The organism is Methylobacterium platani, from assembly GCF_001653715.1.
GTDB lineage: Bacteria > Pseudomonadota > Alphaproteobacteria > Rhizobiales > Beijerinckiaceae > Methylobacterium > Methylobacterium platani.
In genome coordinates this window covers 1-24,960 of the sequence record NZ_LWHQ01000064.1, presented here as the reverse complement: position 1 = coordinate 24,960, position 24,960 = coordinate 1, and the positions used below count along the sequence as shown (strand labels likewise).

The 24,960-nt window shown below is 72.3% G+C and carries 24 protein-coding genes and 1 pseudogene; 16 read left to right on the top strand and 9 right to left on the bottom strand.

Translation table 11 applies throughout. The features are described from left to right. Nucleotides 1–23: 23 nt before the first annotated feature. On the bottom strand, nt 24–818 hold the full coding sequence (locus A5481_RS27115; protein ID WP_048432968.1) for an enoyl-CoA hydratase/isomerase family protein: 795 nt from the start codon (nt 816–818) through the stop codon (nt 24–26). Nucleotides 819–994: 176 nt separating this feature from the next. Between A5481_RS27115 and A5481_RS27110 the strand changes: the two genes are divergently transcribed. From A5481_RS27110 to A5481_RS27075, 8 genes are all read left to right on the top strand, one after another. Then, on the top strand, nt 995–1,768 hold the full coding sequence (locus tag A5481_RS27110) for a GntR family transcriptional regulator (protein ID WP_082173014.1): 774 nt from the start codon (nt 995–997) through the stop codon (nt 1,766–1,768). Nucleotides 1,769–1,829: 61 nt separating this feature from the next. Then, the gene (locus A5481_RS27105) at nt 1,830–2,663 is read left to right on the top strand and encodes a transporter substrate-binding domain-containing protein (protein WP_048432969.1); all 834 of its coding nucleotides are present in this window, start codon (nt 1,830–1,832) and stop codon (nt 2,661–2,663) included. Between the two features lie 22 nt (nt 2,664–2,685). Next, nucleotides 2,686–3,351 (top strand): amino acid ABC transporter permease, encoded by a 666-nt coding sequence (locus A5481_RS27100; RefSeq protein WP_048432970.1) that lies wholly within the window; start codon nt 2,686–2,688, stop codon nt 3,349–3,351. Nucleotides 3,352–3,361: 10 nt separating this feature from the next. Then, complete coding sequence (locus A5481_RS27095; RefSeq protein WP_048432971.1) at nt 3,362–4,027, top strand: amino acid ABC transporter permease; 666 nt, start codon at nt 3,362–3,364, stop codon at nt 4,025–4,027. A 16-nt stretch (nt 4,028–4,043) separates the two neighbouring features. Continuing rightward, nucleotides 4,044–4,838, top strand: coding sequence for an amino acid ABC transporter ATP-binding protein (locus A5481_RS27090; protein ID WP_048432972.1), 795 nt, complete (start codon nt 4,044–4,046; stop codon nt 4,836–4,838). A 19-nt stretch (nt 4,839–4,857) separates the two neighbouring features. Continuing rightward, the gene (locus tag A5481_RS27085) at nt 4,858–5,772 is read left to right on the top strand and encodes an aminotransferase class IV (protein WP_048432973.1); all 915 of its coding nucleotides are present in this window, start codon (nt 4,858–4,860) and stop codon (nt 5,770–5,772) included. Nucleotides 5,773–5,783: 11 nt separating this feature from the next. After that, nucleotides 5,784–7,535 carry a chloride channel protein gene (locus tag A5481_RS27080; RefSeq protein ID WP_064504420.1) on the top strand — a complete coding sequence of 584 codons (1,752 nt, stop codon included), beginning with the start codon at nt 5,784–5,786 and terminating at the stop codon, nt 7,533–7,535. Between the two features lie 73 nt (nt 7,536–7,608). Then, complete coding sequence (locus A5481_RS27075; RefSeq protein ID WP_048432975.1) at nt 7,609–9,324, top strand: M14 family metallopeptidase; 1,716 nt, start codon at nt 7,609–7,611, stop codon at nt 9,322–9,324. Nucleotides 9,325–9,375: 51 nt separating this feature from the next. On the opposite strand, the gene yghU is transcribed toward A5481_RS27075, so the two are convergent. The 5 genes and pseudogenes from yghU to A5481_RS27055 all read right to left on the bottom strand — a co-directional run bounded on the left by yghU (nt 9,376) and on the right by A5481_RS27055 (nt 12,553). Next, nucleotides 9,376–10,254, bottom strand: a complete 879-nt coding sequence (gene yghU / locus A5481_RS27070) for a glutathione-dependent disulfide-bond oxidoreductase (protein ID WP_048432976.1) — start codon at nt 10,252–10,254, stop codon at nt 9,376–9,378. 136 nt (nt 10,255–10,390) lie between these two features. Continuing rightward, entirely contained in the window at nt 10,391–11,200 is an 810-nt protein-coding gene (locus A5481_RS27065) for an N-acyl homoserine lactonase family protein (RefSeq protein WP_048432977.1), read from the bottom strand. Between the two features lie 11 nt (nt 11,201–11,211). Next, a complete protein-coding gene (locus A5481_RS35855) occupies nt 11,212–11,610 on the bottom strand; it encodes an NAD-binding protein (RefSeq protein WP_342586429.1) in 399 nt (132 codons plus the stop codon). A gap of 18 nt (nt 11,611–11,628) precedes the next feature. Next, nucleotides 11,629–12,114: pseudogene (locus A5481_RS35850) on the bottom strand (NAD(P)-dependent oxidoreductase); the annotation flags it as partial. Between the two features lie 43 nt (nt 12,115–12,157). Then, entirely contained in the window at nt 12,158–12,553 is a 396-nt protein-coding gene (locus tag A5481_RS27055) for a carboxymuconolactone decarboxylase family protein (RefSeq protein WP_048432979.1), read from the bottom strand. A 206-nt stretch (nt 12,554–12,759) separates the two neighbouring features. Between A5481_RS27055 and A5481_RS27050 the strand changes: the two genes are divergently transcribed. Genes A5481_RS27050 through A5481_RS27020 form a run of 7 tightly spaced genes read left to right on the top strand, consistent with a single transcriptional unit; the run spans nt 12,760 to nt 19,377 of the window. Then, nucleotides 12,760–13,506: an IclR family transcriptional regulator gene (locus A5481_RS27050; protein WP_048432980.1), complete on the top strand. Its 747-nt coding sequence runs from the start codon at nt 12,760–12,762 to the stop codon at nt 13,504–13,506. A gap of 49 nt (nt 13,507–13,555) precedes the next feature. After that, entirely contained in the window at nt 13,556–14,620 is a 1,065-nt protein-coding gene (locus A5481_RS27045; RefSeq protein WP_082173015.1) for a TRAP transporter substrate-binding protein, read from the top strand. A gap of 37 nt (nt 14,621–14,657) precedes the next feature. After that, entirely contained in the window at nt 14,658–15,860 is a 1,203-nt protein-coding gene (locus A5481_RS27040) for a CaiB/BaiF CoA transferase family protein (RefSeq protein WP_064504419.1), read from the top strand. Nucleotides 15,861–15,872: 12 nt separating this feature from the next. Further along, entirely contained in the window at nt 15,873–17,039 is a 1,167-nt protein-coding gene (locus A5481_RS27035; RefSeq protein ID WP_048432982.1) for an acyl-CoA dehydrogenase family protein, read from the top strand. A gap of 15 nt (nt 17,040–17,054) precedes the next feature. Then, complete coding sequence (locus A5481_RS27030) at nt 17,055–17,528, top strand: MaoC family dehydratase (RefSeq protein ID WP_048432983.1); 474 nt, start codon at nt 17,055–17,057, stop codon at nt 17,526–17,528. After that, entirely contained in the window at nt 17,525–18,097 is a 573-nt protein-coding gene (locus tag A5481_RS27025; protein WP_053082301.1) for a TRAP transporter small permease, read from the top strand. Before A5481_RS27030 ends, A5481_RS27025 begins: the two co-directional genes overlap by 4 nt. Beyond that, on the top strand, nt 18,094–19,377 hold the full coding sequence (locus A5481_RS27020) for a TRAP transporter large permease (protein WP_048432984.1): 1,284 nt from the start codon (nt 18,094–18,096) through the stop codon (nt 19,375–19,377). The genes A5481_RS27025 and A5481_RS27020 overlap by 4 nt, the downstream gene beginning before the upstream one ends. Nucleotides 19,378–19,607: 230 nt before the next feature. Here the strand turns inward: A5481_RS27020 and A5481_RS27015 are convergent, their stop codons facing one another. Genes A5481_RS27015 through A5481_RS27005 form a run of 3 tightly spaced genes read right to left on the bottom strand, consistent with a single transcriptional unit; the run spans nt 19,608 to nt 23,803 of the window. After that, the gene (locus tag A5481_RS27015; RefSeq protein WP_048432991.1) at nt 19,608–20,798 is read right to left on the bottom strand and encodes a CaiB/BaiF CoA transferase family protein; all 1,191 of its coding nucleotides are present in this window, start codon (nt 20,796–20,798) and stop codon (nt 19,608–19,610) included. A gap of 11 nt (nt 20,799–20,809) precedes the next feature. Continuing rightward, entirely contained in the window at nt 20,810–22,048 is a 1,239-nt protein-coding gene (locus A5481_RS27010) for an ABC transporter substrate-binding protein (RefSeq protein ID WP_048432985.1), read from the bottom strand. A 60-nt stretch (nt 22,049–22,108) separates the two neighbouring features. Continuing rightward, nucleotides 22,109–23,803: an acyl-CoA dehydrogenase family protein gene (locus A5481_RS27005; protein ID WP_156311779.1), complete on the bottom strand. Its 1,695-nt coding sequence runs from the start codon at nt 23,801–23,803 to the stop codon at nt 22,109–22,111. Between the two features lie 104 nt (nt 23,804–23,907). Between A5481_RS27005 and A5481_RS27000 the strand changes: the two genes are divergently transcribed. After that, a complete protein-coding gene (locus A5481_RS27000; protein WP_048432986.1) occupies nt 23,908–24,801 on the top strand; it encodes a LysR family transcriptional regulator in 894 nt (297 codons plus the stop codon). The last annotated feature ends 159 nt before the right edge of the window (nt 24,802–24,960 follow it).

Below are 24,960 nucleotides of genomic sequence, written 5' to 3'. Positions count from 1 at the left end.
CGTGGTTCGACCAAGGCGACGCCTCACCGTCCGACGAAGACGGGCCGGCGTTTCTCGTTGAAGGCCCGGACCCCTTCGCGACGATCCTCGGTCGGGACCATGCGGTTGTACGCCTCGACCTCGAACAGCATGCCGTCGGCGAGGCTCATCCCCAGCCCGTGATGCAGCGCGCGCTTGGCCTGGGCGACCGCGATCGGGGCGTTCGCCGCGATGGCGGCGGCGGTGGCGACCGCGTCGGCGACGAGGGCATCGGGCTCGCACAGGCGGTTGACCATCCCCCAGGCGGCCGCCTCCCCGGCCGAGAACGGCCGGCCGGTCAGGAGCAGCTCCTTGGCGCGGCGCTCGCCGACCGCGCGGGGCAGGGTCTGCGTCCCGCCGGCACCCGGCATGATGCCGAGCGTCACCTCGGTCAGCGCGAACCGTGCGCCGGGCACCGCGTAGATGAAGTCGCAGGCGAGCGCGATCTCGCATCCCCCGCCATAGGCCGCGCCGTTCACGGCGGCCACGACCGGCACCGGGCACTCGATCAGCGCCCGCACCATCCGCTCGAAGATCAGGTGCTGCGCCTGCCAGGCCGCGTCGGTCATGCCGTGACGCTCCTTGAGGTCGCCGCCGGCGCAGAACGCCTTCGGGCCCGCGCCCGTGAGGACGACCGCGCGGCAGCGATCCGGCTGCGCGACGAGGCCGGTGAACAGGTCGAGCAGGTCGAGGCCCATCCGGGTGTTCAGGGCGTTGGCGGCGGCGGGACGGTCGAGCGTGACCAGGAGGACGGCCTCGGCGGGCTGCGCCTGGGCGATCGTCTCGTAGCGCGTGAGCATGGTGGGCCTCCCTGCGGGCGGTGCGGATCCCGGGATCAGGCCGCACCTCGTGCCCCGACAGGTAGGCCGGGACCGGGATCGTCGAGGGGCGCGCGACCGCGCACTCGACGATCGTGCACGTTCCCCTCTTGCGCAACGTCGTCGATTGTTGACAATCGACGACGGATGGGGGCCGGATGACCGACAGGCGCGCGAAGACCCGGACGGACGGCCCGGGGACGGAAAGCCCGGCGACGAGCGGCTCGGCGACCAGCGGCCCGGCGACGAGCGGCTTGGCCCGCGTGGCCAAGCACACCTTCCGCAGCCGCATCGCCGACAGTCTCCGGGACGCGATCCTCGGCGGCGACATCGAGCCCGGCTCGCAGCTCGTCGAGACCGCGCTCGCCGAGCAGTTCGGCGTCAGCCGCGGCCCGCTGCGCGAGGCGATCCGGCAGCTGATCGAGGAAGGCATCCTCAAGACCGTCCCCTATACGGGAACCTACGTCATCGACATCTCGGTCGGCGACGTCGACGAGATCTACTCGATCCGCCGCAACCTGGAGACCTTCGCCTTCGAGCAGGTCTGGGACCGGCGCGACGCGGCGTTCCGCGGCGAGCTGCAGCGCCGCCACGACGCCCTGACGGCGACGATCGATGCGGGCGACGACAAGGCCAGCATCCTGGCCGAGCTGAGCTTCCACGGCGCGGTCTACGAGGCGACCGGGCATTCCTTCCTGCTGCACATCTGGGCCGGCCTGCGCGGCCGGCTGCAGCTCTACTGGGCCGCGCATCACCGCGCCCACGGCTTGCGCGGCCCCCGCCGCGACGGGCACGACGCCTATCTCCGCCTCGCCCTCGGCGGCGACCTCGAGGCGATGCGCCGCGAGATCGACAGCCACATGCGCCGGGGCGCCGAGCAGACCAAGGCCTTCCTCGACGGGCGCGAGCGCCGGCCCGCGAGGCGGGCGTGAGCGCGCCCGGGATGTCCGAGACCCGCCGCGCCGAACCCCGATCGACACCAGGAGAGCACCCATGACCCGTCGCCGCGACGTCCTCGCCCTCGCCCTCGCCGCGGCGGCCGCCGCCGGCCTGCGCCCCGCCGCGGCGCAGGGCACGGCCTCGCTCGACCGCATCCGGCAGAGCGGCCGCTTGCGCATCGGCGTCACCTCGGCCGAGCCGTGGTTCTTCAAGGATCCGATGGCCGGGACCTGGAGCGGCGTCGGCGTCGATCTCGGCCGGCAGCTCGCGAGCGACCTCGGCGTCGCGATGGTGCCGGTGGAGACGAGCTGGGCGAACTGCGTCGCGGCGATCCAGGCCGACCAGATCGACGTGATGTTCGTGCTCGACCCGACCGAGGAGCGCCGCAAGGCGATCGACTTCCCCGACAGCCCGCTCTTCTACTACGCCGCCGGCGCCCTGGTGCGGCCCGACCAGACGGCGACCGCCTGGAGCGACCTCGACAAGTCCGGCACCCGCATCGGCGTGACGCTCGGCACCTCGGTCGACCGCACGGTGACCGAGACCCTGAAGAACGCCAGCATCAGCCGCTTCTCGAACAACGACGAGGCGGTGGCGGCCTTCGCGGCCAAGCGCGTCGACGCCGTGGCGCAGTTCCACCCGGCCCTGGTGGTCCAGTATGCCCGGCTCAAGCTCGGCAAGGTGGTGCTCCTGAAGCCGGTCACCCCCGTGGCCACCAGCGCCGGCATCCGCCGGGCCGCGGACCCCGCCTTCAAGGACTGGCTGAGCGAGCGCTTCGCCGCCCTCTACGCCGCCGGAAAACCCCAGGAATACTTCGCGGCCTACCTCAAGACCCGCGGCATCGACCCGGCGACCGTGCCGGGCCTCGCGCGCGAGAAGTGGGCCTGACGGCCCGCGGCGGGAGGCGGCCGTGACCTATTCCTGGGACTTCATGCCCGTCCTGCGCCACCTCGACATGCTGGCGCTCGGGCTCGTCAACACGGTCAAGATCGCCGCGGTGTCGATCGTGCTCGGCGTCGCCCTCGGCCTCGTGCTCGCGCTGATGCGGCTGTCGCCGTCGCGGCTGGTGCGGGGGCCGGCGACCGCCTTCATCGAGTTCTACCGCAACACGCCGCCGATCGTGCACTTCTTCTGGTTCTTCTACGCGCTGCCGGTGCTGGCCGACATCAGCCTCGATCCGCTCGCGGCCGCGATCCTGGCGCTCTCGACCCAGTCCGGTGCGTTCTACGCCGAGGTGTTCCGCGGCGGCATCCTGTCGATCGAGAGAGGGCAGTGGGAGGGCGCCCGGGCGCTCGGCATGAGCCGGGGCCAGCTGATGCGCCGGATCATCCTGCCCCAGGCGGTCGGCCGGATGGTGCCGCCCTTCGTCGAGCGCTCGTTCGAGCTGACGAAGACCACGGCGCTCGCCTCGACCCTCGCCTACGGCGAGCTCCTCTACCAGGCGATGCAGGTCAACAGCCAGACCTTCCGGCCGCTCGAAGTCTACACGGTGGTCGCCCTGCTCTACCTCGTGCTGCTGGCCTCGGCGAGCGCGCTCGCGCGCCTCGCCGAGCAGCGCCTGACCGCCTACCGCTGAGGGACCCGCCATGGAGTACGAGTGGGACTTCAGCCTGCTGGCGCAGAACTATCCGGTGCTGCTGCGCGGCCTCCTCGTCACGGTGGAGCTGTGGCTGCCCTCAATGGCGCTCGGGCTCGCGCTCGGCCTGGGCCTCGGCCTCGCGCGCCTGGCGGGGTCGCGCTGGCTCGCCCGTCCGGCGCTCCTCTATGTCGAGCTGTTCCGCGACACCCCGGTCCTGATCCAGCTGATCTGGTTCTTCTACGCCTTTCCGATCCTCGTCGGCGTCCAGCTGTCGCCGTTCACCGCGGCCCTGCTCGCGCTCACGCTCAACACCTCGGCCTATTGCGCCGAGATCGTCCGGGGCGGGATCCAGTCGGTGCCGAAGGGCCAGTTCGAGGGCGCCAAGGCGCTCGGCATGAGCCGGCACCAGGCGATGCGGCGCATCATCCTGCCCCAGGTCGTGCGCCGCATGCTGCCGGCCTTCACCAATCGCGGCATCGAGCTGGCGAAGGTCACCTCGCTCGCCTCCGTGCTCTCGGTGCACGAATTGATGTACCAGGGCCGGCTCCTGAGCTCGACCTATTACCGGCCGCTCGAGATCCTGACCACGGTCGCGATCGTCTACTTCGTCCTGATCTATCCCGGCAGCTTCCTCTCCGCCCGCCTCGAGCGGCGGCTGGCCGCCCGCAGCTGAAGGGTCTCCCCCCGCGATGACGAACCCGCTTCCCGAGACCCGCGGCGCCCTTCTCGACGTCCAGGACCTGCACAAGTCGTTCGGGCCGCACGAGGTCCTGCGCGGCATCGACCTCGCCGTCATGCCGGGCGAGCGCGTGGCGATCATCGGCGGCTCGGGCTCGGGCAAGAGCACGCTGCTGCGCTGCCTGAACTTCATGGAGGTGCCGACGCGCGGCCGCATCGCCCTCGACGGCCGCGCCCTCGGCCGGACGGGGCGGGACGGGACGGTCGCCTATCCCGAGGGCGAGCTGTGCCGGGTCCGCCGCCGCGTCGGCATGGTGTTCCAGCAGTTCAACCTCTTCCCGCACATGACGGCGGTCGAGAACGTCATGGAGGCCCTCGTCACCGTGAAGGGCACGCCCCGGCGCGAGGCCCGCGCGCGGGCCGAGGCCGAGCTCGCCAAGGTCGGCCTCGCCGAGAAGCGCGACGCCTATCCGAGCCGGCTCTCGGGCGGCCAGCAGCAGCGCGTGGCGATCGCCCGGGCGCTGGCGATGGATCCCGAGATCCTGCTCTTCGACGAGCCGACCTCCTCGCTCGACCCCGAGCTCGTCGGCGAGGTGCTGCGGGTCATCCGCGGCCTCGCCGAGGAGGGCCGCACCATGCTCCTCGTCACCCACGAACTCGGCTTCGCCTATCACGTCGCCACCAAGGTCGTGTTCCTGGCCGACGGCCGCTTCTACGAGACCGGCACCCCCGACGAGGTCCTGAAGCACCCGCGCGGGGAGCGCACGCGGAGCTTCCTCGCCCGCCACAGCGAATTCGCGTTCTGACATCATCCGAGGACCGATCGTGACCCAGACCACCAGCGCCTCCGCGCAGGGCTACCTCGACGACCCCCGCAACGAGGGCGTCCTCGTCTCCATCAACGGCGAGTTCTTTCCCCGCGACCAAGCCTCGGTCTCGGTCTTCGATGCCGGCTTCGTGCTCGGCGACGGGGTGTGGGAGGGCCTGCGGCTCGTCGACGGCAAGCTCCTCGCCCTCGACGACCACATGGACCGCCTCTACGAGGGCGCCGGCGCGATCGCCCTCGACATCGGCCTCACCCGCGAGGAGATGGTCGCGGCGATCCGGGCGACGCTCGCGCGCAACGGGATGACCGACGGCGCCCATATCCGCCTGATGGTGACCCGCGGCCGCAAGCGGACGCCGAACCAGGATCCGCGCTTCGCGCTCGGCCGGGCGACCGTCGTCATCATCGCCGAGTACAAGACGCCGCGGCCCGAGGCCAAGGCCGCCGGCCTCACCCTGATGACCTCGACCATCCGCTGCAGCACGCCCGACGTGTTCGACCTGCGGCTCAACTCGCACAGCCGCCTGAACTTCATCCAGGCGCTGATCCAGGCGATCAACTGCGGCGCCGACGAAGCGCTGATGCTCGACCCGTCCGGCTTCGTGGCGAGCTGCAACTCGACCAACTTCTTCATCGTCCGCAAGGGCGAGCTGTGGACCTCGACCGGGCGGTGCAACTTCAAGGGCATCACCCACCGCAAGGTGATGGAGCTCTGGCGCGAGGACGGCGGCAGGTTACGCGAGCTCGACTTCACCCTGGCCGAGACCTATGCCGCCGACGAGGCCTTCGTCACCGGCACGCTCGGGGGCATCACCCCGGTGACCCGGATCGACGGTCGCCGCATCGGCGCCGGCAAGCCCGGCCCCGTCACCGCGGAGGTCGCCCGGCTCTACCAGGCCTATACCCACCGCTGAGGACTCCGCCGATGCCGCTGCGCCGGGCCGCCGCGTGGCGGCCCTCCTTCGTCCTGCGCCGCCTGGTGCGCCAGGAGGAGATCCTCGTCGTGCTGCTCTCGGCCGGCGTCGGCTTCCTCGCCGGGCTCGTCGTCGCCGCGATGATCCTGGCGGCGCGGGAGGCGCACATCCTGCTGTTCGCCCTGCCGAGCGAGGCGCTGAGCGGGGCCGAGGCGGTCGCGCCGTGGCGCGCGCTCCTGGTCCCGGCGGCCGGCGGCCTCCTCCTCGGGGGCTTCGGCGTGCTCCTCGCCCGCTGGCGCCGGGCCGGCCGCATCGTCGATCCGATCGAGGCCAACGCGCTCCACGGCGGCCGGATCTCGGTGCGCGACAGCCTGATCGTCGTCGCCCAGACCCTGCTGTCGAACGGCTGCGGCGCCTCGGTCGGGATGGAGGCGGGCTACACCCAGGCGGCGGGCGCGATCGCCTCGAAGCTCGGCCGGGCGTTCAAGCTCCGGCGCAGCGACATGCGCGTCATCGTCGGCGCGGGCGCGGCGGGCGCCATCGCGGCCGCCTTCGACGCGCCGCTGACCGGCGCCTTCTACGCCTTCGAGCTGGTGATCGGGGCCTACGCGATCGGCTCGCTGGCACCCGTCGTCGCGGCGGCGATCTGCGCGGTCGGCGCCATGCGGCTCGTGGTCGAGCCGTCCTCGTTCCAGGTCGGCTTCGCCGGGACCCTGGCGTTGCGGGACTACGCGCCGATCGTCGCGATGGGCTTCGTCTGCGCCGCGGTCGCCATCGCGGTGATGCGCGGCGTGCCGCTGGTCGAGGCCGGGTTCCGGCGCAGCCGCGTGCCGGTCCCGCTGCAGCCGGCCCTCGGCGGGCTCGCGGTGGGGGGCCTCGCCCTCGTCACCCCGGCGGTGCTCTCCTCGGGCCACAGCGCCCTGCATGTCGGCTTCGAGGCGTTCTACACCCCTGCCGTCCTGGTCGGGCTGATCGGCCTCAAGGCGGTCGCGTCCGCCGTCTCGATCGGGTCGGGGTTTCGCGGCGGGCTGTTCTTCGCCTCGCTGTTCCTCGGCGCGATGCTGGGCAAGCTCGTCGCCTTCGCGTGGATGTCGCTGTTCTCGCTCCAGATCCCGGCGGTCGTGCTCGGCATCGTCGGGATGAGCGCGATGGCGACGGCGATCCTCGGCGGTCCGCTCACCATGGCGTTCCTCGCCCTCGAGACGACCGGCAGCCTGCCGCTCACCATCGCGGTGCTGGCGGCCTCGGTCGTGGCCTCGCTCACCGTGCGCCGGACCTTCGGCTACTCCTTCGCGACCTGGCGCTTCCACCTGCGCGGCGAATCGATCCGCAGCGCCCACGACGTCGGCTGGATCCGGAGCCTCACCGTCGGGCGGCCGATGCGCTCCGACGTCCGGACCGTACGGGCGGACATGCCGGTCAAGGGCTTCCGGCGCGAATTCCCTCTCGGCTCGACCCAGCGCGTCGTGATCGTGGGGACCGACGGCCTCTATGCCGGCATGGCATACGTCCAGGAGCTGCACGACGGGACGCGGGAGGTCGCGACCCTCGACGAGGTCCTCCACCTGCGCGACGCCGTGCTGACGCCCGAGATGAACGTCAAGGAGGCGCTCGCGGTCTTCGAGCGGGCGGAGGCCGACGCGCTCGCGGTGGTGGCGGGCCCGCGCGACCGGCGGGTCGTCGGCCTGCTCACCGAGCAGCACGCGCTCAGGCGCTACAGCGAGGAGCTCGACCGCACGAGCCGGGACCTGGCCCCGACCTGAGCGGCCGCGACAGGGCGGCCGCCCCGGCTTAAGCATCGCGAGCGACGCTCCCCTCCTGCATGATCCTCCTCTCATGACCCTCCTTCTCGACACGACCCTGCCGCGCAGCCTCGACGCGCTCCTCGCCCGGCCCTGGCCGTCGGGCGCGACGGTCGAGGCCTGGCTGTTCGAGGACGCGGAGAGCCGGCGCGCGGCCGAGCGCGCGCTGGCCGCCCGGGGCGTCGCGGCGCGGCTGCGCAGCGCCTACAAGCCGCTGCTGCACGCCTTCCTGGAGGAGATCGACCTCGCCGGAATCATCGAGATCGCGGTCGCCTATCCGGTGCACCCGGCGGCCGCCCCCCAGCGCTTCCTCACCGAGGCCTATCCGCTCGCGGCCCTCGTCGGCGCGGTCCCGCTCCGCTTCACAGCCCAGGAGCCGCAGGAGACCGGCCTGCCGGCCTACGAGGTCCGGCTGACCGACGGGACCGGCGGGATCCGGGACCTGCGCGTTCCGGCACCGAACCGGCGCCACGCCGACGCCTTCGGCCGGGTGCTGCTCTCGCCCACGGGCTGGCTCGGCGACGGGGAGACGGGCGCGCGCCTCGAGACCGACGTCGAGGCCGCCTTCGCGCAGGCGATGGCGGCGGTGGCCGACCACCCCTGGGGCGACACCGAGCCGTTCTTCGAGGAACTGTCGGTCCGGATCGGGATCCCGGCCCGCGACCGGGCGCTGCCCTGCGGCGAGGAGGCGGTCAGCCTCGCCGAGGCGCTGCACGAGGACCTGTACTTCTCGCTCCTCGAGCATTTCCAGCACCGCACCGGCCGCCCGCCGGGCGACCGGCACCTGCGCCCGGGCCAGATCGTGCCGGAGATCGCGATCCGCGACGGCGCCGTCGCCGTCACGGTCGAGACCCGTCCGCTCCACGGCCCCGGCGATCCGCTGCCGGCGGCCGGCGCCGGCATCCTGGCCGCCGAGGACCTGCCGGCCGCCCTCGCGGCCCTCGGCGGCGCAGCCCTCGCCGCGACGACGCGCGCGGGCCGCCCGGTGCTCGGCCGCTACCTCGCCGGGACCGACCGCGCGGTGACGATCGGCTCCGGCCAGCATCCGAACGAGGTGACCGGCCCCGCCGGCGCCCTGGCCGCCGCCCGGATCCTGGCGGCCCGCGACGGCGCGCATGTCACGGTCTCGCCGCTCGAGAACCCGGACGGCGCGGCGCTCCAGCGCCGCCTCGCGGCGGGGAACCCGCGCCACATGCACCATGCGGCGCGCTACACCGCGCTCGGCGACGACCTGGAATACCGGATTGCCCCGCCCTTCTACGAGACCGCGCTGCGGCACGAGGTGGAGCGGTCGAGCGGCGCGCTCCTCCACCTGAACCTGCACGGCTACCCGGCGCACGAATGGACCCGCCCGTTCTCGGGCTACCTCCCCTCCGGCTTCGAGACCTGGTCGCTGCCGCGCGGCTTCTTCCTGATCCTGCGCCACTGGCGCGGCTGGGGCGAGGCCGCGGAGGCGCTGGCGACGGCCGTCACGGCCGAGCTGGCGGAGGATGCCGGGCTCATGGCCCTGACGGAAGCCCAGCTCGCGCTCAGCGCCCGGCACGGACCCCTGCCGGCGCTGCGGATGATCCACGGCATCCCGTGCCTGATCGCCGAGGACGCGCGCCACCGCGTGCCCCTCACGCTGATCACCGAGTACCCGGACGAGACCATCGCGGGCGAGGCCCTCGCGGCGGGCATCCGGGCCCAGGCGCGCACGGTGATCGCCGCCTACGACGCATTCCAGGGGCTCGCGCTGCCGGTGGCGTGAGCGCGGGGGGCAAGGCCGCAGGCCCGGGAAGGCCTGCGGCCGGCGCTACCCCTACCCTGCCGTCCCGCCGACCTTGTCCTGCGTCTTCGTGTCGAAGTCGCCCGCGTCGTGGCGCTCGTGGAGCTGGTCGGCGGGGTCGCCGGTGAGGCGGTTGACCTTGCGGCCGCGCTGCACCGCCGGGCGGGCGAGGAGCTGGTCGGCCCAGCGCTGGACGTTGCGGTACTCGTGCACCGCGAGGAACTCGGCCGCCTCGTAGAGCCAGCCCTTCGCCAGGCCGCCGTACCAGGGAAAGATCGCCATGTCGGCGATGGTGTAGGCGTCGCCGGCCACGAACTCGGTCTCGGCGAGCCGCCGGTCGAGCACGTCGAGCTGGCGCTTCGCCTCCATGGCGTAGCGGTTGATCGGGTACTCGAACTTCGTCGGCGCGTAGGCGTAGAAATGGCCGAAGCCGCCGCCGACGAACGGCGCCGAGCCCATCTGCCAGAACAGCCAGGACAGGGCCTCGGCCCGCGCGGCCGGCTCGGTCGGCAGGAAGGCGCCGAACTTCTCGGCGAGGTAGGTCAGGATCGCGCCCGATTCGAACACCCGGACCGGGGTCGCGCCGCTGCGGTCGACGAGGGCCGGGATCTTCGAGTTCGGGTTGGCGGCGACGAAGCCCGAGCCGAACTGGTCGCCGTCGCCGATGCGGATGAGCCAGGCATCGTACTCGGCGCCGGCATGGCCGAGCGCCAGCAGCTCCTCCAGCAGGATCGTGACCTTCTGCCCGTTCGGCGTGCCGAGGGAGTAGAGCTGGAGCGGATGGCGGCCGACCGGCAGCGGCTTGTCGTGGGTCGCCCCCGCGACCGGGCGGTTGATGCTGGCGAACCGGCCGCCGCTCGCCTTGTCCCAGGTCCAGACCTTGGGGGGCACGTACTCGGCTGAATCGGTCATGGGGTCGCTCTCCGGAAAAAAGGCGTGTCGAGGCGGCGGATCGGGGTCCTGTCAGGGCCTCGGGACGCCGCCGGCGGTTAGGTGGAGCGCGCCGGCCGGTTGGAGAAGGCCGGTCGCGAGCATGGCCGGGCGCGCGTCAGGCCGGGGCGCGGGGCGGGAGATGGAGGAGCGCGGCCTCGACCGACGCCGAGGGGTGGCGCGGGTAGCGGGCCATGACGAGGGGGTCGTGCCCGGGAACGATCCGCTCGGGATCGCCGGCGAGCCGTTCGAGCGTGCGCCAGCTCTCCATCATGGCGGCGACGTCGACCACGATCGGGAAGGGGTTCTGCCGGGCGATGTTCGCGTAGAAATGCGCCGCGTCGGAGGCGAGCACCACCGGGCCGCGGGCTGTCTCGACCCGCACGCATTGCAGCCCGCGCGTGTGCCCCGGCACGGCGTGGACGGTGACGCCCGGGGCGATCTCGCCCGTCCCGTCGACGAAGGCGACCCGCCCCTCGTAGACGCGCCGCACCATGGCGCAGACGTCCTCGACCGAGAAGGCGCGCCGCAACCGCGCATGGCACATGCAGCGCCCGGTCGCGTAGGCCATCTCGGCCTCCTGGAGATGGAAGGTCGCGTTCGGGAAGCCCGCGAGGTTGCCGGCATGGTCGTAGTGGAGATGCGTGACGATCACGTCGCGGATCGCCGCCGGGTCGACGCCGAGGTCGCGCAGGCCGTCCAGGGGGTGGCGCAGCAGGGTCCGGCCGTAGGCCTCGGCGGCGGGCCGGTCGAAGCCGGTATCGACGACGATCGTGCGGGCGTCGTTGCGGATCACCCAGACGAAGTAGTCGATCGGCATCGGCGCGTCGTGCGGGTCGTCGCCGGGCTCCGGCGGGTAGAGCAGGTTTTCGGAGGCCGGACGGTCGTGGGTGGCGTAGCGCAGCGCGAGGATCTCGTAGGGCGCCATTCCCGGCCTCCTCAGGCGCCGTCCGGACCGGGACGGGGGGCGAGAAACGCATCGATCGCGGTGTGGTCCGCCCCCTCGCCGAGCGCCGCCAGGGCGTCCTGCCACAGGGCGGCGACCGCCCGCGACAGCGGCGCCGGCACGCCCTCGTGGCGGGCGAGCTCGTCGGCGGTGCGCAGGTCCTTGGCCATCAGCGCCATCGAGAATCCCGATGCGTAGGTCTGCGGGATCACGAACGGCTTCAGCTTCACCTCGGTCGAGTTGTTGCGGCCGGTCGAGGCGTTCAGGACGTCGGTCATCAGCGCGGGATCGAGGCCGAAGCCGGCGCCGATGCGCAGGGCCTCGCAGGCGGCGGTGAGGCCGGCGGCGGAGACGTAGTTGTTCAAGGCCTTCATGGCGTGGCCGGAGCCGATCGGCCCGGTCTCGAAGATCGACGTGCCGAGGCTTTCGAGGAGCGGGCGCACCGAGGCCGCCGCGCCGCCGCCCACCATGATGGCGAGCGTGCCGTCGACGGCGCGCTTCACGCCGCCGGAGACCGGGGCGTCGATGAGCCGGATCCTCGCGCCGGCGAGTTCCTCGGCGAGCGCGCGGGTGCCGACCGGCGCCGACGAGCTCATGTCGATCACGGTCGCACCGGGCGCGAGCACCCCGGCGACGCCGTCGGGCCCGGTGAGGGCGGCGCGCACCGCGCCGCCGTCCGGCAGCATCGTGACGACGACGTCCGCCCCCTCCGCCGCCTGCCGGCCCGAGGACGCGACCGTGCCGCCGGACGCCGCGAAGGCGGCGCACGCCGCCGGGGCGGGATCGAACCCGGTCACCGTCCAGCCCGCCGCGGCGAGCCGGCTCGCCATCGGCAGCCCCATCTTGCCGAGGCCGAGGAACGCGATGCGGGCGGAAGCGCGGTCGATGGTCATCGGTCGGTCCTGATCCTGTCGTCCCCCGGGCTCGGGCGGGCGCGCCTCACGCCTTGTCGGGCACCGCGCCCTCGGCCTTCAGCACCTCGTGCGCGGCCTTGAAGGCGTCGAGGCCGGCCGGGATGCCGCAATAGACCGTGGCGTGGAGCAGGATCTCCTTGATTTCGTCGACGCTCACGCCGTTGGCGAGCGCGCCCTTGACGTGCAGCTTGAGCTCGGCCGGCTTCGACAGGGCGGTCAGCATGGCGAGGTTGAGCATCGAGCGCGTCTTGCGGTCGAGCCCGTCGCGGGTCCAGGCGTAGCCCCAGCACCATTCCGTGGTGATGCGCTGGAACGCCATCATGAAGTCGTCGGCCCTGGCGAGGCTGCCGTCGACGTAGTCGGCGCCCAGCACCGCCCGGCGGACCTCGAGTCCCTTCTCGAACTGCTCGCTCTCGGCCATCGCGTCCTCCCTTGCGAAGGCTTCGCCCTCGCGTTTCTGTCTCGCAGACCCGTTTGCGAATCTCCGTTTCGAGCACGCTAGCAGGCAACAGAACCGAGGGCGACCGCGGCGGACGGCGAAAATCGTCCCGTCCCGCCCGATTGACACCCCAGCCCGTTAGCCCCTAGCCTTCACCCACACGAAGAAAACGTCGTGGGAATGAAACCTTGAAGGCTGCCGAGCAGGTTCTCGACCTGTATGTGCGCTTCGCCGAGGCGCAGGGACCGCTGGCGCCGGCCGAGCTGGCGCGGCGGCTCGAGATGGCGCCCTCGACCTGCTTCAACCTGATCCGCACCTTCGAGCAGCGCGGCTTCCTCTACACGACGGGCGCCCGGCGCAGCCTCTACCCGACGCGGCGGATGCTGGCGCTGGCCCAGGAGATCGCCCGGCACGATCCGGTCGGGACCGACCTGCTGCGGGCGCTCGAAGCCCTTCGCGACGAGACCGGCGAGACGATCGTGCTCGCGAGCCTCAGCCGCGACCGGGTGGTCTATCTCGAGGTGCTCGAATCGCCCCACCGCATCCGCTACTCGGCCCGGATCGGCGAGACCCGGCCGGCGCAGGTCAATTCGATGGGCAAGGCGCTGGTCTCGCGGCTGCCGCTTCCCGAGCGCGAGGCCCTGGCGGCCGGCTTCCGCTACGAGCGCCTGACCGACCGGACCATCCTCACCGCCGCCGACTACCTCGCCGACATCGCGCGCGCGCTCGACCGCGGCTGGTTCCTCAACGACGGCGAGAGCTACCCGGACGTGATCGCGGTCGCGGTGCCGGTCGTCGTGCACGGCGCCGCCTTCGCGGTGACGCTCGCCGGCCCCCGCCACCGGATGGAGGGGCGGATCGAGGAGCGGGCGGCGCAGGTCCAGGCGGCCTGCAAGGCCATCGAGACCGCAGCGGACCCGCCGGCCGCGCCGTAGGGGCGGAACGACGCGAACCAAGAAAGACGGCTCTTGAGGGAGGGCGCCCATGTCGAGATTGAAGCCGAGATCGACGCTGAGCCGCATCGTGGCGCGATGCGTGGCGCTCCCGGCGCTGGCCCTCGCCCTGGGGGCGGGCGGACCGGGAGCGGGCGGCGCGCAGGCGGCCCCGGTGACCCTGCGGCTCGCCGACAGCTTCCCGGCCGGCCACTACATCGCCGACAAGGTGACGAAGTGGTTCATGCAGCAGGTCACCGAGCGCACGCAGGGCGCGGTCAAGTTCGAGTATTACCCGGCCGAGCAGCTCGGCAAGGCCAAGGACATGCTGACCCTCGTCGGCAACGGCGTCGCCGACATCGCCTACGTGGCGCCCTCGTTCACCACCGACAAGCTGCCGCTCTCCGGCGTCGCCGAACTGCCGCTCGGCTTCGCGACCTCGTGCGAGGGCACCAAGGCGTTCTATCAGATCGCCGCCGAGGGCGGCATCGTCGCCCAGCGCGAGCTGGCGCCGAACAACGTCCGGCTGCTGTTCACCCTGGTGCTGCCGCCCTACCAGGTCTTCCTGCGCGGCCCGAACCTGAAGTCGATCGCCGACGTCAAGGGCCTGAAGATCCGCACCTCCGGCAAGGCGAAGGAGCTCGCCGTGCAGGCGCTCGGCGCCGTGCCGATCCAGATCGCGACGCCGGACGTCTACCAGGCGCTGTCGCGCGGCACGATCGACGGGATGCTGTTTCCCTACTCGTCGATCTACTCCTACGACCTGCAGGACCTGACGAAGTCGGCCTCGCTCGGCGCCAATTTCGGCAGCTTCATCGTGATGTACGCGATCAGCGAGCGGAAGTGGCGCACGCTCGCCCCCGACGTGCAGGCGATCCTGCGCAGCATCGGCAAGGAGGCGACCGAGCGCGGCTGCCGGATCTCGCAGGAGCAGGAGCACGCCGACCAGGAGCGCCTGAAGGCCAAGGGCGTGTCGGAGATCGCGCTCGGCGAGGCCGACAGGGCCATGGTCGCCAAGGAGATGGCCGGGATCGGCAAGGTGTGGGCGCGTGATCTCGACGGCCGCGGCAAGCCCGGCACGGCGGTGCTCGATGCGTTCGAGAAGGCGCTGCACTGATGCGCCGCCCGTTCTCGTCTCCCGCGCGGTGACCGCCATGGCCGGCGCGCTCGCAGGTCTCCGGGTCCTCGACCTCACCAATACCCTGATGGGGCCCTACGCCACGCAGCTCCTCGCCGACATGGGCGCGGACGTGATCAAGGTCGAGCCGCCGGGCGGCGACCCGGTGCGCGGCCTCGGGCCGTTCCGCAATCCCGGCATGGGGGCGATCTTCCTTCAGGTGAACCGGGGCAAGCGCAGCCTCGTCCTCGACCTGAAGCAGGAGGCCGGCCGCGACGCGCTCCTGCGCCTCGCCACGACGGCGGATCTCCTCGTCTACAACATGCGCCCCAAGGTGATGGAGCGGCTCGGCCTCGGCTACGCCGACCTCTCGGCGGTGCGGCCCGACATCGTCTATGCCGGGCTGTTCGGCTTCGGCCAGGACGGTCCGCATGCCGGGCGCCCGGCCTACGACGACCTGATCCAGGGCGCGAGCGCCCTGCCGAGCCTCGCCGTGCAGGCCGGCGCGACCGCCCCGCGCTACGTGCCGCTGGCGCTCGTCGACCGGGTGGTCGGTCTCTACGGCGTCGGCGCGATCACCGCCGCGCTCTGGCACCGCGAGCGCACCGGCGAGGGCCAGCGCCTCGACATCCCGATGTTCGAGACGATGGCGAGCTTCGTCCTCGCCGACCACATGGGCGGGCGCCTGTTCGATCCGCCGATCGCACCTCCGGGCTACGCCCGGCTCCTGTCGAAGGACCGGCGCCCCTACGCCACCCGCGACGGCTACGTCTGCGCGCTGATCTACAACGACGGCCAGTGGCAGCGCTTCTTCGCGGCGGTCGGCCGGCCGGAGGTGTGGCGGGACGATCCCCGCTTCCGCACGATCAGCGAGCGCACCCGCCACATCGACGCGATCTACGGCCTGGTGGCGGAGATCCTGGCGGGCTTTTCCACCGAGGAGAGCGTGGCGCTGCTCGAGCGCGCCGACATCCCGGTCTCGCGCCTCGCCACCCTCGCGTCGCTGATCGACGACCCGCACCTCGCCGCCAAGGGCTTCTTCGTCGCGATCGACCATCCGAGCGAGGGCCGGCTGACCATGCCGGGCATCCCCGGCCGGTTCTCGGCGACGCCGCCCGCGATCGGCCGCCCGGCGCCGCGCCTCGGCGCGGACAGCCGCGCGGTGCTCGAGGAGGCCGGCCTGTCCGCCCCCGAGATCGCCGCGATGGCGGAGGCCGGCGTCACGCTGTCCGCTCCCTGAAAGGAAACCGCCATGGACTTCGCCCTGTCGGAGCAGCAGGAGAGCATCCGCTCCGCCATCCTGACCCTGTGCGGCCGCTTCGGCGATGCGTACTGGACCGAGCGCGACCGGCACGGCGGCTTCCCGGACGAGTTCCACGCCGCGCTCGCCCGCGACGGCTGGCTCGGCATCTGCATCCCGGAGGCCTATGGCGGCGTGGGCCTCGGCATCGCGGAGGCCGCGATCATGATGGGGGCGATCGCCGAATCGGGGGCCGGCATGTCGGGCGCCTCGGCGGTGCACATGAACATCTTCGGGCTCAACCCGGTCGTGGTGTTCGGCACCGAGGCGCAGAAGCGGCGCATGCTGCCCCCGCTGATCGCCGGCGAGCACAAGGCGTGCTTTGCCGTGACCGAGCCCAATACCGGGCTCGACACCACCCGGCTCAGGACCCGGGCCGAGCGGCGGGGCGACCGCTACGTCGTCAACGGCCAGAAGGTCTGGATCTCGACCGCCCAGGTCGCCGACCGGATGCTGCTGCTCGCCCGCACCACCCCGATCGAGCAGACGAAGCGGCCGGCCGACGGCCTGAGCCTGTTCTACTGCCGGATCGACCGCGACCGGGTCGAGGCGCGCGAGATCGACAAGATGGGCCGCAAGTGCGTCGACACCAACCAGGTGTTCTTCGACGACTTCGAGATCCCGGTCGAGGACCGCATCGGCGAGGAGGGCGAGGGCTTCCGCTACATCCTGCACGGGATGAACGCCGAGCGCATCCTGATCGCCGCCGAGGCGGTCGGGCTCGGCCGCGCCGCGCTCGCCCGGGCCGTCGCCTACGCCAAGGACCGGGTCGTGTTCGACCGGCCGATCGGGCAGAACCAGGCGATCCAGCACCCGCTGGCCGAGAGCTGGATGAAGCTCGAGGCCGCCTGGCTCGCGACCCTGTCGGCGGCCTGGCACTTCGATTCCGGCAAGCCCGCAGGCCCGATGGCCAACACCGCCAAGTACCTCGCCGGCGAGGCCGGGTTCGAGGCCTGCGAGCGCGCCGTGATGAGCCATGGCGGCTTCGGCTACGCCCGCGAGTACCAGGTCGAGCGCTACCTGCGCGAGGTGATGATCACCCGCATCGCCCCGGTCAGCCCGCAGCTGATCCTGTGCTTCATCGCCGAGAAGGTCCTCGGCCTGCCCAAGTCTTATTGAGAGGAGGGATTCTCGATGAGTGGCGAGAGACGGGGCCTGCGCCTCGGGACCGGGCTCTACTGGGACGATCTTTCGGTCGGCGCCTGGTTCCACACCGCCGGGCGCACGATCACCGAGGCCGACCTGTCCGCCTTCGTCAATCTCACCTGGCTGACCGAGGAGCTGTTCACCAACGCCGCCGAGCGCGACGACATGGCGATCAAGGGTCGGGTGGTGCCGGGCGCGCTCGTCTATTCCTTCGCCGAGGGGCTGCTCACCGCCTTCATGCAGGGCACCGGCCTCGCCTTCCTGGAGGCCGGGTTCACGGTCCACGCCCCCACCCTCGTCGGCGACACGATGCGCCTCGAATGCGAGGTGAGCGAGCTGCGCCCGACCTCGAAGCCCGATCGCGGCCTGGTGCGGACGACGAACCACGTCGTCAACCAGCGCGGAGAGACGGTGGTGACCTACACGCCGCTGCGGCTCATGCGCCGGCGGGCCGCGCCGTGATCGCCGCCTTGCGCCGCCTCGACCGGGGGCTCGCGGGCGTCGAGGTCGCCGCCTCGTGGCTGTCGGCGCTCGCGCTGTTCGCCATCATGTGGATCGTCGGCATCGACGTCGGCATGCGCTACCTGCTCAACCGGCCGTTCGGCTGGTCCTACGACGTCATCTCGCTCTACGTCATCGTGGCGCTGTTCTTCCTCGCCCTGTCGCGCACCTTCGCGGTCAACGGCCACATCAACGTCGACCTCCTGCACCACGTGCTGCCGCGGCGCGGCCGCTACGCCTGCGAGGTGGTGATCTGCGCCCTCTCGGCGGCGTTCTTCGCCGTCCTGACCAAGGCCGGGGCCGACCGGGCGATCGAGGCCTACCAGGCCGGCGACGTGCTCGCCGGCAGCTACCCCTGGCCGACCTGGGCCTCGATCGCCTTCATGCCCCTCGGCGCCGGGCTGCTGACGCTCCGCCTCGTCCTGTCGGGGACCTGCCACGCCGTCTCCCTCGCCACCGGCCGCGAGGTGCTCGCGCTTCCCGCCATCGCCGGCTCGGCCGAGGCCATCGCCCAACGAGGGTTCGAATGATCGTCGCCGCCGTCGTCCTCGCCCTGTTCGCACTGCTGGCGATCGGGCTACCGGTCGGGTTCGCCATGGCGGTCTCGGGCGCCGCCGGCCTGTGGGCGCTCGGCGGCACCGACATGGTGACGGGCATCCTGCAGACCTCGCCGCTCTCCGTCGTGGGCTCCTACGAGCTCCTGACGATCCCGATGTTCCTGCTGATGGCCGAGCTGGTCCTCGTCAGCGGCGTCGCCGACGACCTGTTCCGGGCCGCGGCCGCCTGGGTCGGCCGCATCCCGGGCGGGCTCGGCATGGCGACCGCGCTCGCCGGCGCCGGATTCGGGGCGATCTGCGGCTCGAGCACGGCGTCCGCCGCCACCCTGTCCTCGACCTCGCTGCCGGCGATGCTCAGGCAGGGCTACGAGCCGCGCATGGCGTCCGGCGTCGTGGCGATCTCCGGCACCCTGTCGATGCTGCTGCCGACGAGCGTCGCCCTCGTCATCTACGGCCTGCTCGCCGAGGTGAACGTCGGCAAGCTGCTCGTCAGCGGCATCATCCCGGCGATCCTCGTCACCGCGACGATCATGCTGACCATCCTGCTCCTCGTCTGGGAGGATCCGCGCCGGGCCCCGACGGTGAAGGGCGTCGCCCTCGCCGACAAGCTGCGGCTCTTGAAGGCCGTCGGCCCGATGCTGGTGCTGTTCGGGATCGTGACCGGGGTGATCTATACCGGCGTCGCCACCCCGACCGAGGCCTCGGCCTTCGGCGCGCTGGGTGCCTTCTTCCTCGCCCTGCACCGGCGCAAGCTCGATGTCGCCACCGGCGTGAAGGCGTTCCAGCACGCCGCGCAGGGCACCTGCATGATCACCATGATCCTGGTCGGGGCCAGCATCTTCGGCTACTTCTTCACCATCACGCAGGTGACGCAGGGGCTGGTGAGCTGGGTCGGCGCCCTCGACGTCTCGCGCTGGGTCGTCATCACGCTGATCCTGTGCGGCTACATCGTGCTCGGCTCGTTCATGGACCAGATCGCGATCCTGGTCCTCACCGTCCCGATCGTGCTGCCCCTGATCAAGAGCCTCGGCTTCGACCCGTTGTGGTTCGGGGTCGTCAAGATCGTCACCGCCGAGGTCGGGATGATCACGCCGCCGATCGGGCTCAACTGCTTCATCGTCGCGCGCTACGCCAACCGCCCGGTCTCGGACGTCTTCCACGGCATCTGGCCGCACTTCGTCGCCCACCTGATCGCCATCGCCATCCTGGTGGCGTTCCCGTCGATCATCCTGTGGCTGCCGTCGCGGATGTGAGGCTTTCGTCCTTTCATCGGGCCCTCCGCCCTTTCCCGGGCGACTGCAACGCAGTGGAAGGTGATCCGGGATCCAGCACAAGACGTCGCGAAGCGTCCGCCTGTCTGCAACGTTGCAGAAATGGAGCCGCTACGCGGCACGCCTCCCCTGGATCCCGGATCTCCTTCCGCTACCGCGTCAGTCGTCCGGGAAAGGGGGGCGCGTCACGACGGCGTCGGTCGGCCTCCAGTTCACCCCTCGGGCGAACCGTCGCCACCGCCCCGCCGCGCCCGGTAGGGGCCGAGCACCTCCTCGGCATGCTCGTCGAGGCGCGGGGGCGGGCGGCGCACGCTGGCGGGGGTGCGCGAGAGCTTCACCGGGGGGCCGAGCCCCTGGTAGCCGTCGCGCTCGACCACCATGCCGCGGTGACGGGTGTGGGGATGGGCGAGCACCGCGCCGACATCCGACACCGCCGCCGCCGGGATGCCGGCCTCGAGCAGGGTCTGGGCGAGCACTGCCGCCCGGTGGTCGCGCAGCCGCTCGGCGAGCGCCGCCCGCAGCCGCTCGCGGTTCGCGAGCCGCGCGGCGTTGGAGGCGAAGTCCGGCTCCTGCGCCAGGTCCGGGACGCCGAGGAGCCGGACGAGGCCGGCGAATTGCCGGTCGTTGCCGATCGCCAGGAAGATCTCGCCCTCGGCGGTCGGCAGGGTCTCGTAGGGGGCGATGTTCGGATGCGCGTTGCCGGTCCGGCCGGGGACGCGGCCGTTCATGAAGACGTTCGCGGCGTGCGGATGCAGGAGCGAGATCGCGCAGTCGTAGAGCGTGGCGTCGACGAACTGGCCTCGCCCGCTGCGCTCGCGCTCGTAGAGCGCGAAGGCGATGCCGATCACCGCGTTGAGGCCGGTCGCCATGTCGACGACCGGCAGCCCGACCCGGGTCGGCGCGCCGCCGGCCTCGCCGTTGACGCTCATCAGGCCGGCCATCGCCTGCGCGCAGGCATCGTAGCCGGGCAGCCCGCCGAGCGGCCCGTCGGCGCCGAAGCCCGAGATCCGGCAATGGACGAGGCGCGGGAACTCGGCCTCCAGTACCGCGCGCGGGAAACCCCAGCGCTCGAGGGTGCCGGGCTTGAAGTTCTCCACCAGCACGTCGGCGTCGGCGAGCAGCGCGCGCAGGAGGTCGCGCCCGGGCTCGGCCGCGAGGTCGAGGACGATCGCGCGCTTGTTGCGGTTCGCGCCCTGGAAGTAGGAGGCGGTGCCGTCCCGGAACGGCGGTCCCCAGCCGCGGGTCTCGTCGCCGCCGGGCGGCTCGACCTTGATCACGTCGGCGCCGTGGTCGCCGAGGATCTGCGTGCAGTACGGCCCGCCGAGGACCCGCGAGAGGTCGATCACCCGGATCCCGGCGAGGGCGCCGGCCGGCGTGCCGGATTCCGTAAGGTCAGGGGTCATGGCCGGCGCGCTCACGACCGCACCATCGGGCACTGGCCCTCGGCGAGCGGCCGGAAGGCCTGCTCGCCCGGGGTCGTGCGCACCAGCCGGTAGAGGTCCCAGGACGACGTGGATTGGGCCGGCGTCTTCACCTCGAACAGGTGCATGTCGTGGATCTTGCGCCCGTCCTCGCGCACCCGGCCCTGCCCGAAGACGTCGTCGTCGGTGGGGATCTGCTTCATCTGCCGCACCGCCGCGGCGCCGCTGGCGCGGGCCGCCTCGACGCCCATCGCGGCGACCGCCTTGAGGTAGTGCAGCACGCCCGAGTAGCAGCCGACCTGGATCGTGCAGGGCATCTGCCCGTCCATCCGGGCGCCGTAGCGCTTCGAGAACGCCCGGGTGCGGTCGTTGAGGTCCCAGTAGAACCCCTCCGTCAGCAGCAGCCCCTGCGCCGCCTGCAGCCCGATGCCGTGGATCTGCGGGATGAAGCAGAGCAGCGAGGCGAGCTTCTGCCCGCCCTGGGTCAGGCCGAACTCGCCGGCCTGCTTGATGCAGTTCGCCGCGTCCGCCCCCGCATTGGCGAAGGCGACCACCTGCGCCCCCGAGGCCTGGGCCTGGAGCAGGAACGAGGCGAAATCCATCGTGCCCGGGAAGGGATAGCGCACGGTACCCTTCACCGTGCCGCCCTGCTCGGCGACGATCCGCCCGGTATCGGCGGCGAGCGCCGCTCCGAAGGCGTAGTCCGCCTGGACGAAGTACCAGGACCGACCGCCGCCGGCGAGGATCGCCCGCCCGGTCGAGTTGGCGAGCGCGTAGGTGTCGAAGGCCCAGTGGACGTGGTTGGGGCTGCAGGCTTTGCCCGACAGGTCCGAGGTGCCGGGATTGAGGATCGCCGCCTTGTCCTTCTGGCGCGCGACATGCGCGACGGCGAGGGCCGCCGAGGAGACCGGCAGGTCGACGATGAGGTCGATCCCGTCGCGGTCGTACCAGGCCGAGGCGAGCGCCGAGGCGACGTCGGGCTTGCCCTGCATGTCGCCGGAGATCAGCTCGACCCTGAGGCCCGGATCGATCCTGGCGAAATCCTCGATGGCGAGCTGCGCCGCCACGACCGACCCGCGCCCGCTATCCTCCGAGTAGGGCCCGGCCATGTCGGTGAGGACGCCGATCCGGATCGGCGGGGTCGCCGCCCGGGCGGGCCGGGGCAGGAGCGGGGCGACCGAGGCGGCGGCGAGGCCGCCGAGCAGGTGACGCCGGTTGGCGGCGACTGGCATGATATCCTCCCTGTCGTTCGTCGTTGTCACTGTCGGCGGCGTCCCGGGTGGGCGGCGCCGCTACGCCGGCCCCGCCGCCGCGTCGAGCACCTGGTCGATCAGCGCCGCGTCGTCGGGGGCCCCGAGGGGATCGCGCGGCGCGAGCCGGTGGATCAGGACGAGGCGGGCGAGCGCCGCCCGGTGGGGCAGGCCGGCGCAGGCCGCCTCCCGGGCGAGGCCCGCCGCGGTCACCGCGTGGTAGAGGGCGGAGGCCGCCTGCCGGGCCAGCGTGTCGGCGCCCGCCCGCGCGGCGTCCTGCGCGAAGGCGCAGGCCCGCGCGGAGGCCGCCGCGAAGGCGTCGCGGAGGGTCGCGTCGAGCCCCGCCTGGTCGAGGAGCGCGTCGAGATGCGCCCGCAGGGCCGGCAGCGCGTCGTCGCGGGTGATCGCCCGCAGGACGTCGAGGGCGACGATGTTCGAGGTCCCCTCCCAGATCGAGCCGAGATGCGCGTCGCGCAGCAGCCGCGGGTCGGACCATTCCTCGATGTAGCCGCAGCCGCCCCGCACCTCCATGGCGTCCCCGGTGACCCGCCGCGCGTCGCGGCAGGCGCGGAACTTGATGAGGGGCGTGAGGATGCGGGCGAGCCGCGCCGCCTCCGGGTCGCCGCCGTTGGCCCGGTCGAGGGCCTCGGCGGTGAGGAACATCATCGTGCGCGCCTGCTCGGTCGAGACCAGCATCTTGGCGAGCTGGCGCCGCATCAGCGGCAGGGCGATCAGCGAGCGGCCGAAGGCCTGGCGGCGGCAGGCGGTGAACAGCGCCTCGGTCGTGGCCCGGCGCATCAGCCCGGCCGCCCGCATCCCGTTCGACAGGCGCGAGTTGTTGATCATGTCGGCCATCTGGTGGAAGCCGCGGCCGCGCTCGCCGACGAGGTAGGCCTCGGCCCCCTCCAGGCGGATCTCGCCGCTCGCCATCGAGCGGGTGCCGAGCTTGTCCTTCAGCCGCAGGATGCGAAAATCGTTCGGCAGGCCGTCGCGGCGCACCTTCGGCAGCAGGAACAGCGACACCCCCTTGAGCCCCGGCGCCGGCTCGCTGCGGGCCAGCACCATGGCGAGGTCGGCGTCGGCGTTCGAGCAGAACCACTTGTCGCCGGTGAGCCGCCAGGTCCCGTCGCCTCGCGCCTCGGCCAGGGTCGCCGTGGCGGCGACGTCCGAGCCGGCGCCCTGCTCGGTCATGAACATCGCGCCCTGCGCCAGCGCGTCGACGTCGAGGCTGGTGAGCCGGCCGACATAGCGCTCGACCAGGGCGGGATCGCCGTAGCGCTTGAGCGTGCGGGTGAGCGAATCGGTCATCGAGACCGGGCAGCACAGGCCGAACTCGGCCTGCACGAACAGGTAGGTCAGGGCGTACTTGGCGGAGGGCGGCATCGGCTCGGGCCAGCCGAGCACGCCGCCGCGATGCGACAGGGCCGCGAGCCCGAACTCGGAATAGGCGAGCCGCTCCATCTCGACATAGGCCGGGTGCTTCTCGACCACGGCGCAATCCTCGCCGGTGCGCCGGCGCAGGTGCAGGACCGGCGGGTTGCGGTCGGCGGTGGCGGCGAGGTCGTCGAGGGGACCGCCGGCGAGCGCCCCGAGCCGGTCGAGATGCGGCGCGAGGTGCCGGAACAGTGCCTCCGGCAGGTAGAAGCCGAACAGGGCGGCCGCGTCGCGGTCCGCCCGGTACAGGTTGAGGCCGCGGGAATCCGGGATCGCCCCTGCGACCTGCGCCGTCATCGTCATCCGGATCCTCCCGTCTCGTCGGGCTGGAGCATCGCGGGGCGGATCGATAGTGTCCAATACGGATCCTGTCCTGATCGATACACGAACCTTTCGGATGGCGGCGGATGGACCTTCGGCAGTTGCGCTACTTCGCGGTGCTCGCGGAGGAGCGGCATTTCGGGCGGGCGGCGCGCCGGCTGTCGCTGTCGCAGCCGCCGCTCAGCCACGCGATCCGCCAGCTCGAGGAGGAGCTCGGCGCGGCCCTGTTCGTCCGCACGAGCCGCCAGGTGGCGCTGACCCCGGCGGGTGCGGCCCTGCAGCGGGAGGCGCAGGCGATCCTGCAGCGCGCCGCGGAGGCCCGCCTGCTGGTGAGCGACGTCGCGGCGGGCCGGCGCGGGCGCCTGCGCATCGGGTTCTCCGGCTCGACGGTCTATCGCGGCCTGCCGCGGATCGTGACGGCGATGCGGGCGCAGGCGCCCGACCTCGAGGTCATCCTGCGGGAGATGAACTCGGGCGAGCAGGTCGAGGCGCTCCTGCACGACGAGCTCGACGCCGGCTTCGTCCACCTGCGCGAGCGGCCGGACGGGCTCGACGGCACGCTCTTCCACGCCGAGCCGTTCGTCCTCTGCCTCGCGGCGGACCACCCGATGGCGGCGGCCGGCGCGGGGGATGCGCGCCTGATCGACCTGCGGGACGAGGACTTCATCCTCTTCTCGCGCTCGGTCTCGCCGGACTACTACGAATCGATCATCGCCCTGTGCCGCCTGGCGGGCTTCCTGCCCCGGGTGCGCCACGAGGTGCGCCACTGGCTCACGGTCGCCGCGCTCGTCGCCCACGGGGCCGGCATCGCCCTGGTGCCGCGATCCCTCGCGGGGGCGGTCGCCGGCATCGTCTGCCTGCCGCTCCCGCCCTCCCCGATCCGGTCCGAGACCTGGTGCGTCTGGAAGGCGGGCGCGCCCGCCCCGGGGGTCGTGGAAACCCTGCTGCCGCAGGTGAGGGGCGGGCCGGTACTGCCCTAGAGAATTTTCCGACGAAGCGGATACCGGTTCGTCGAAGAAAATGCGGCGAGACAAAGGCTTAGAGAGCTTCGCGATTGCAGCGCGACACGGTACACGACACCGCGACCTCGGCCCGACCATAGGGGCGGACGATCCTCGTGAGCCTCCCCCTTTCCCGGA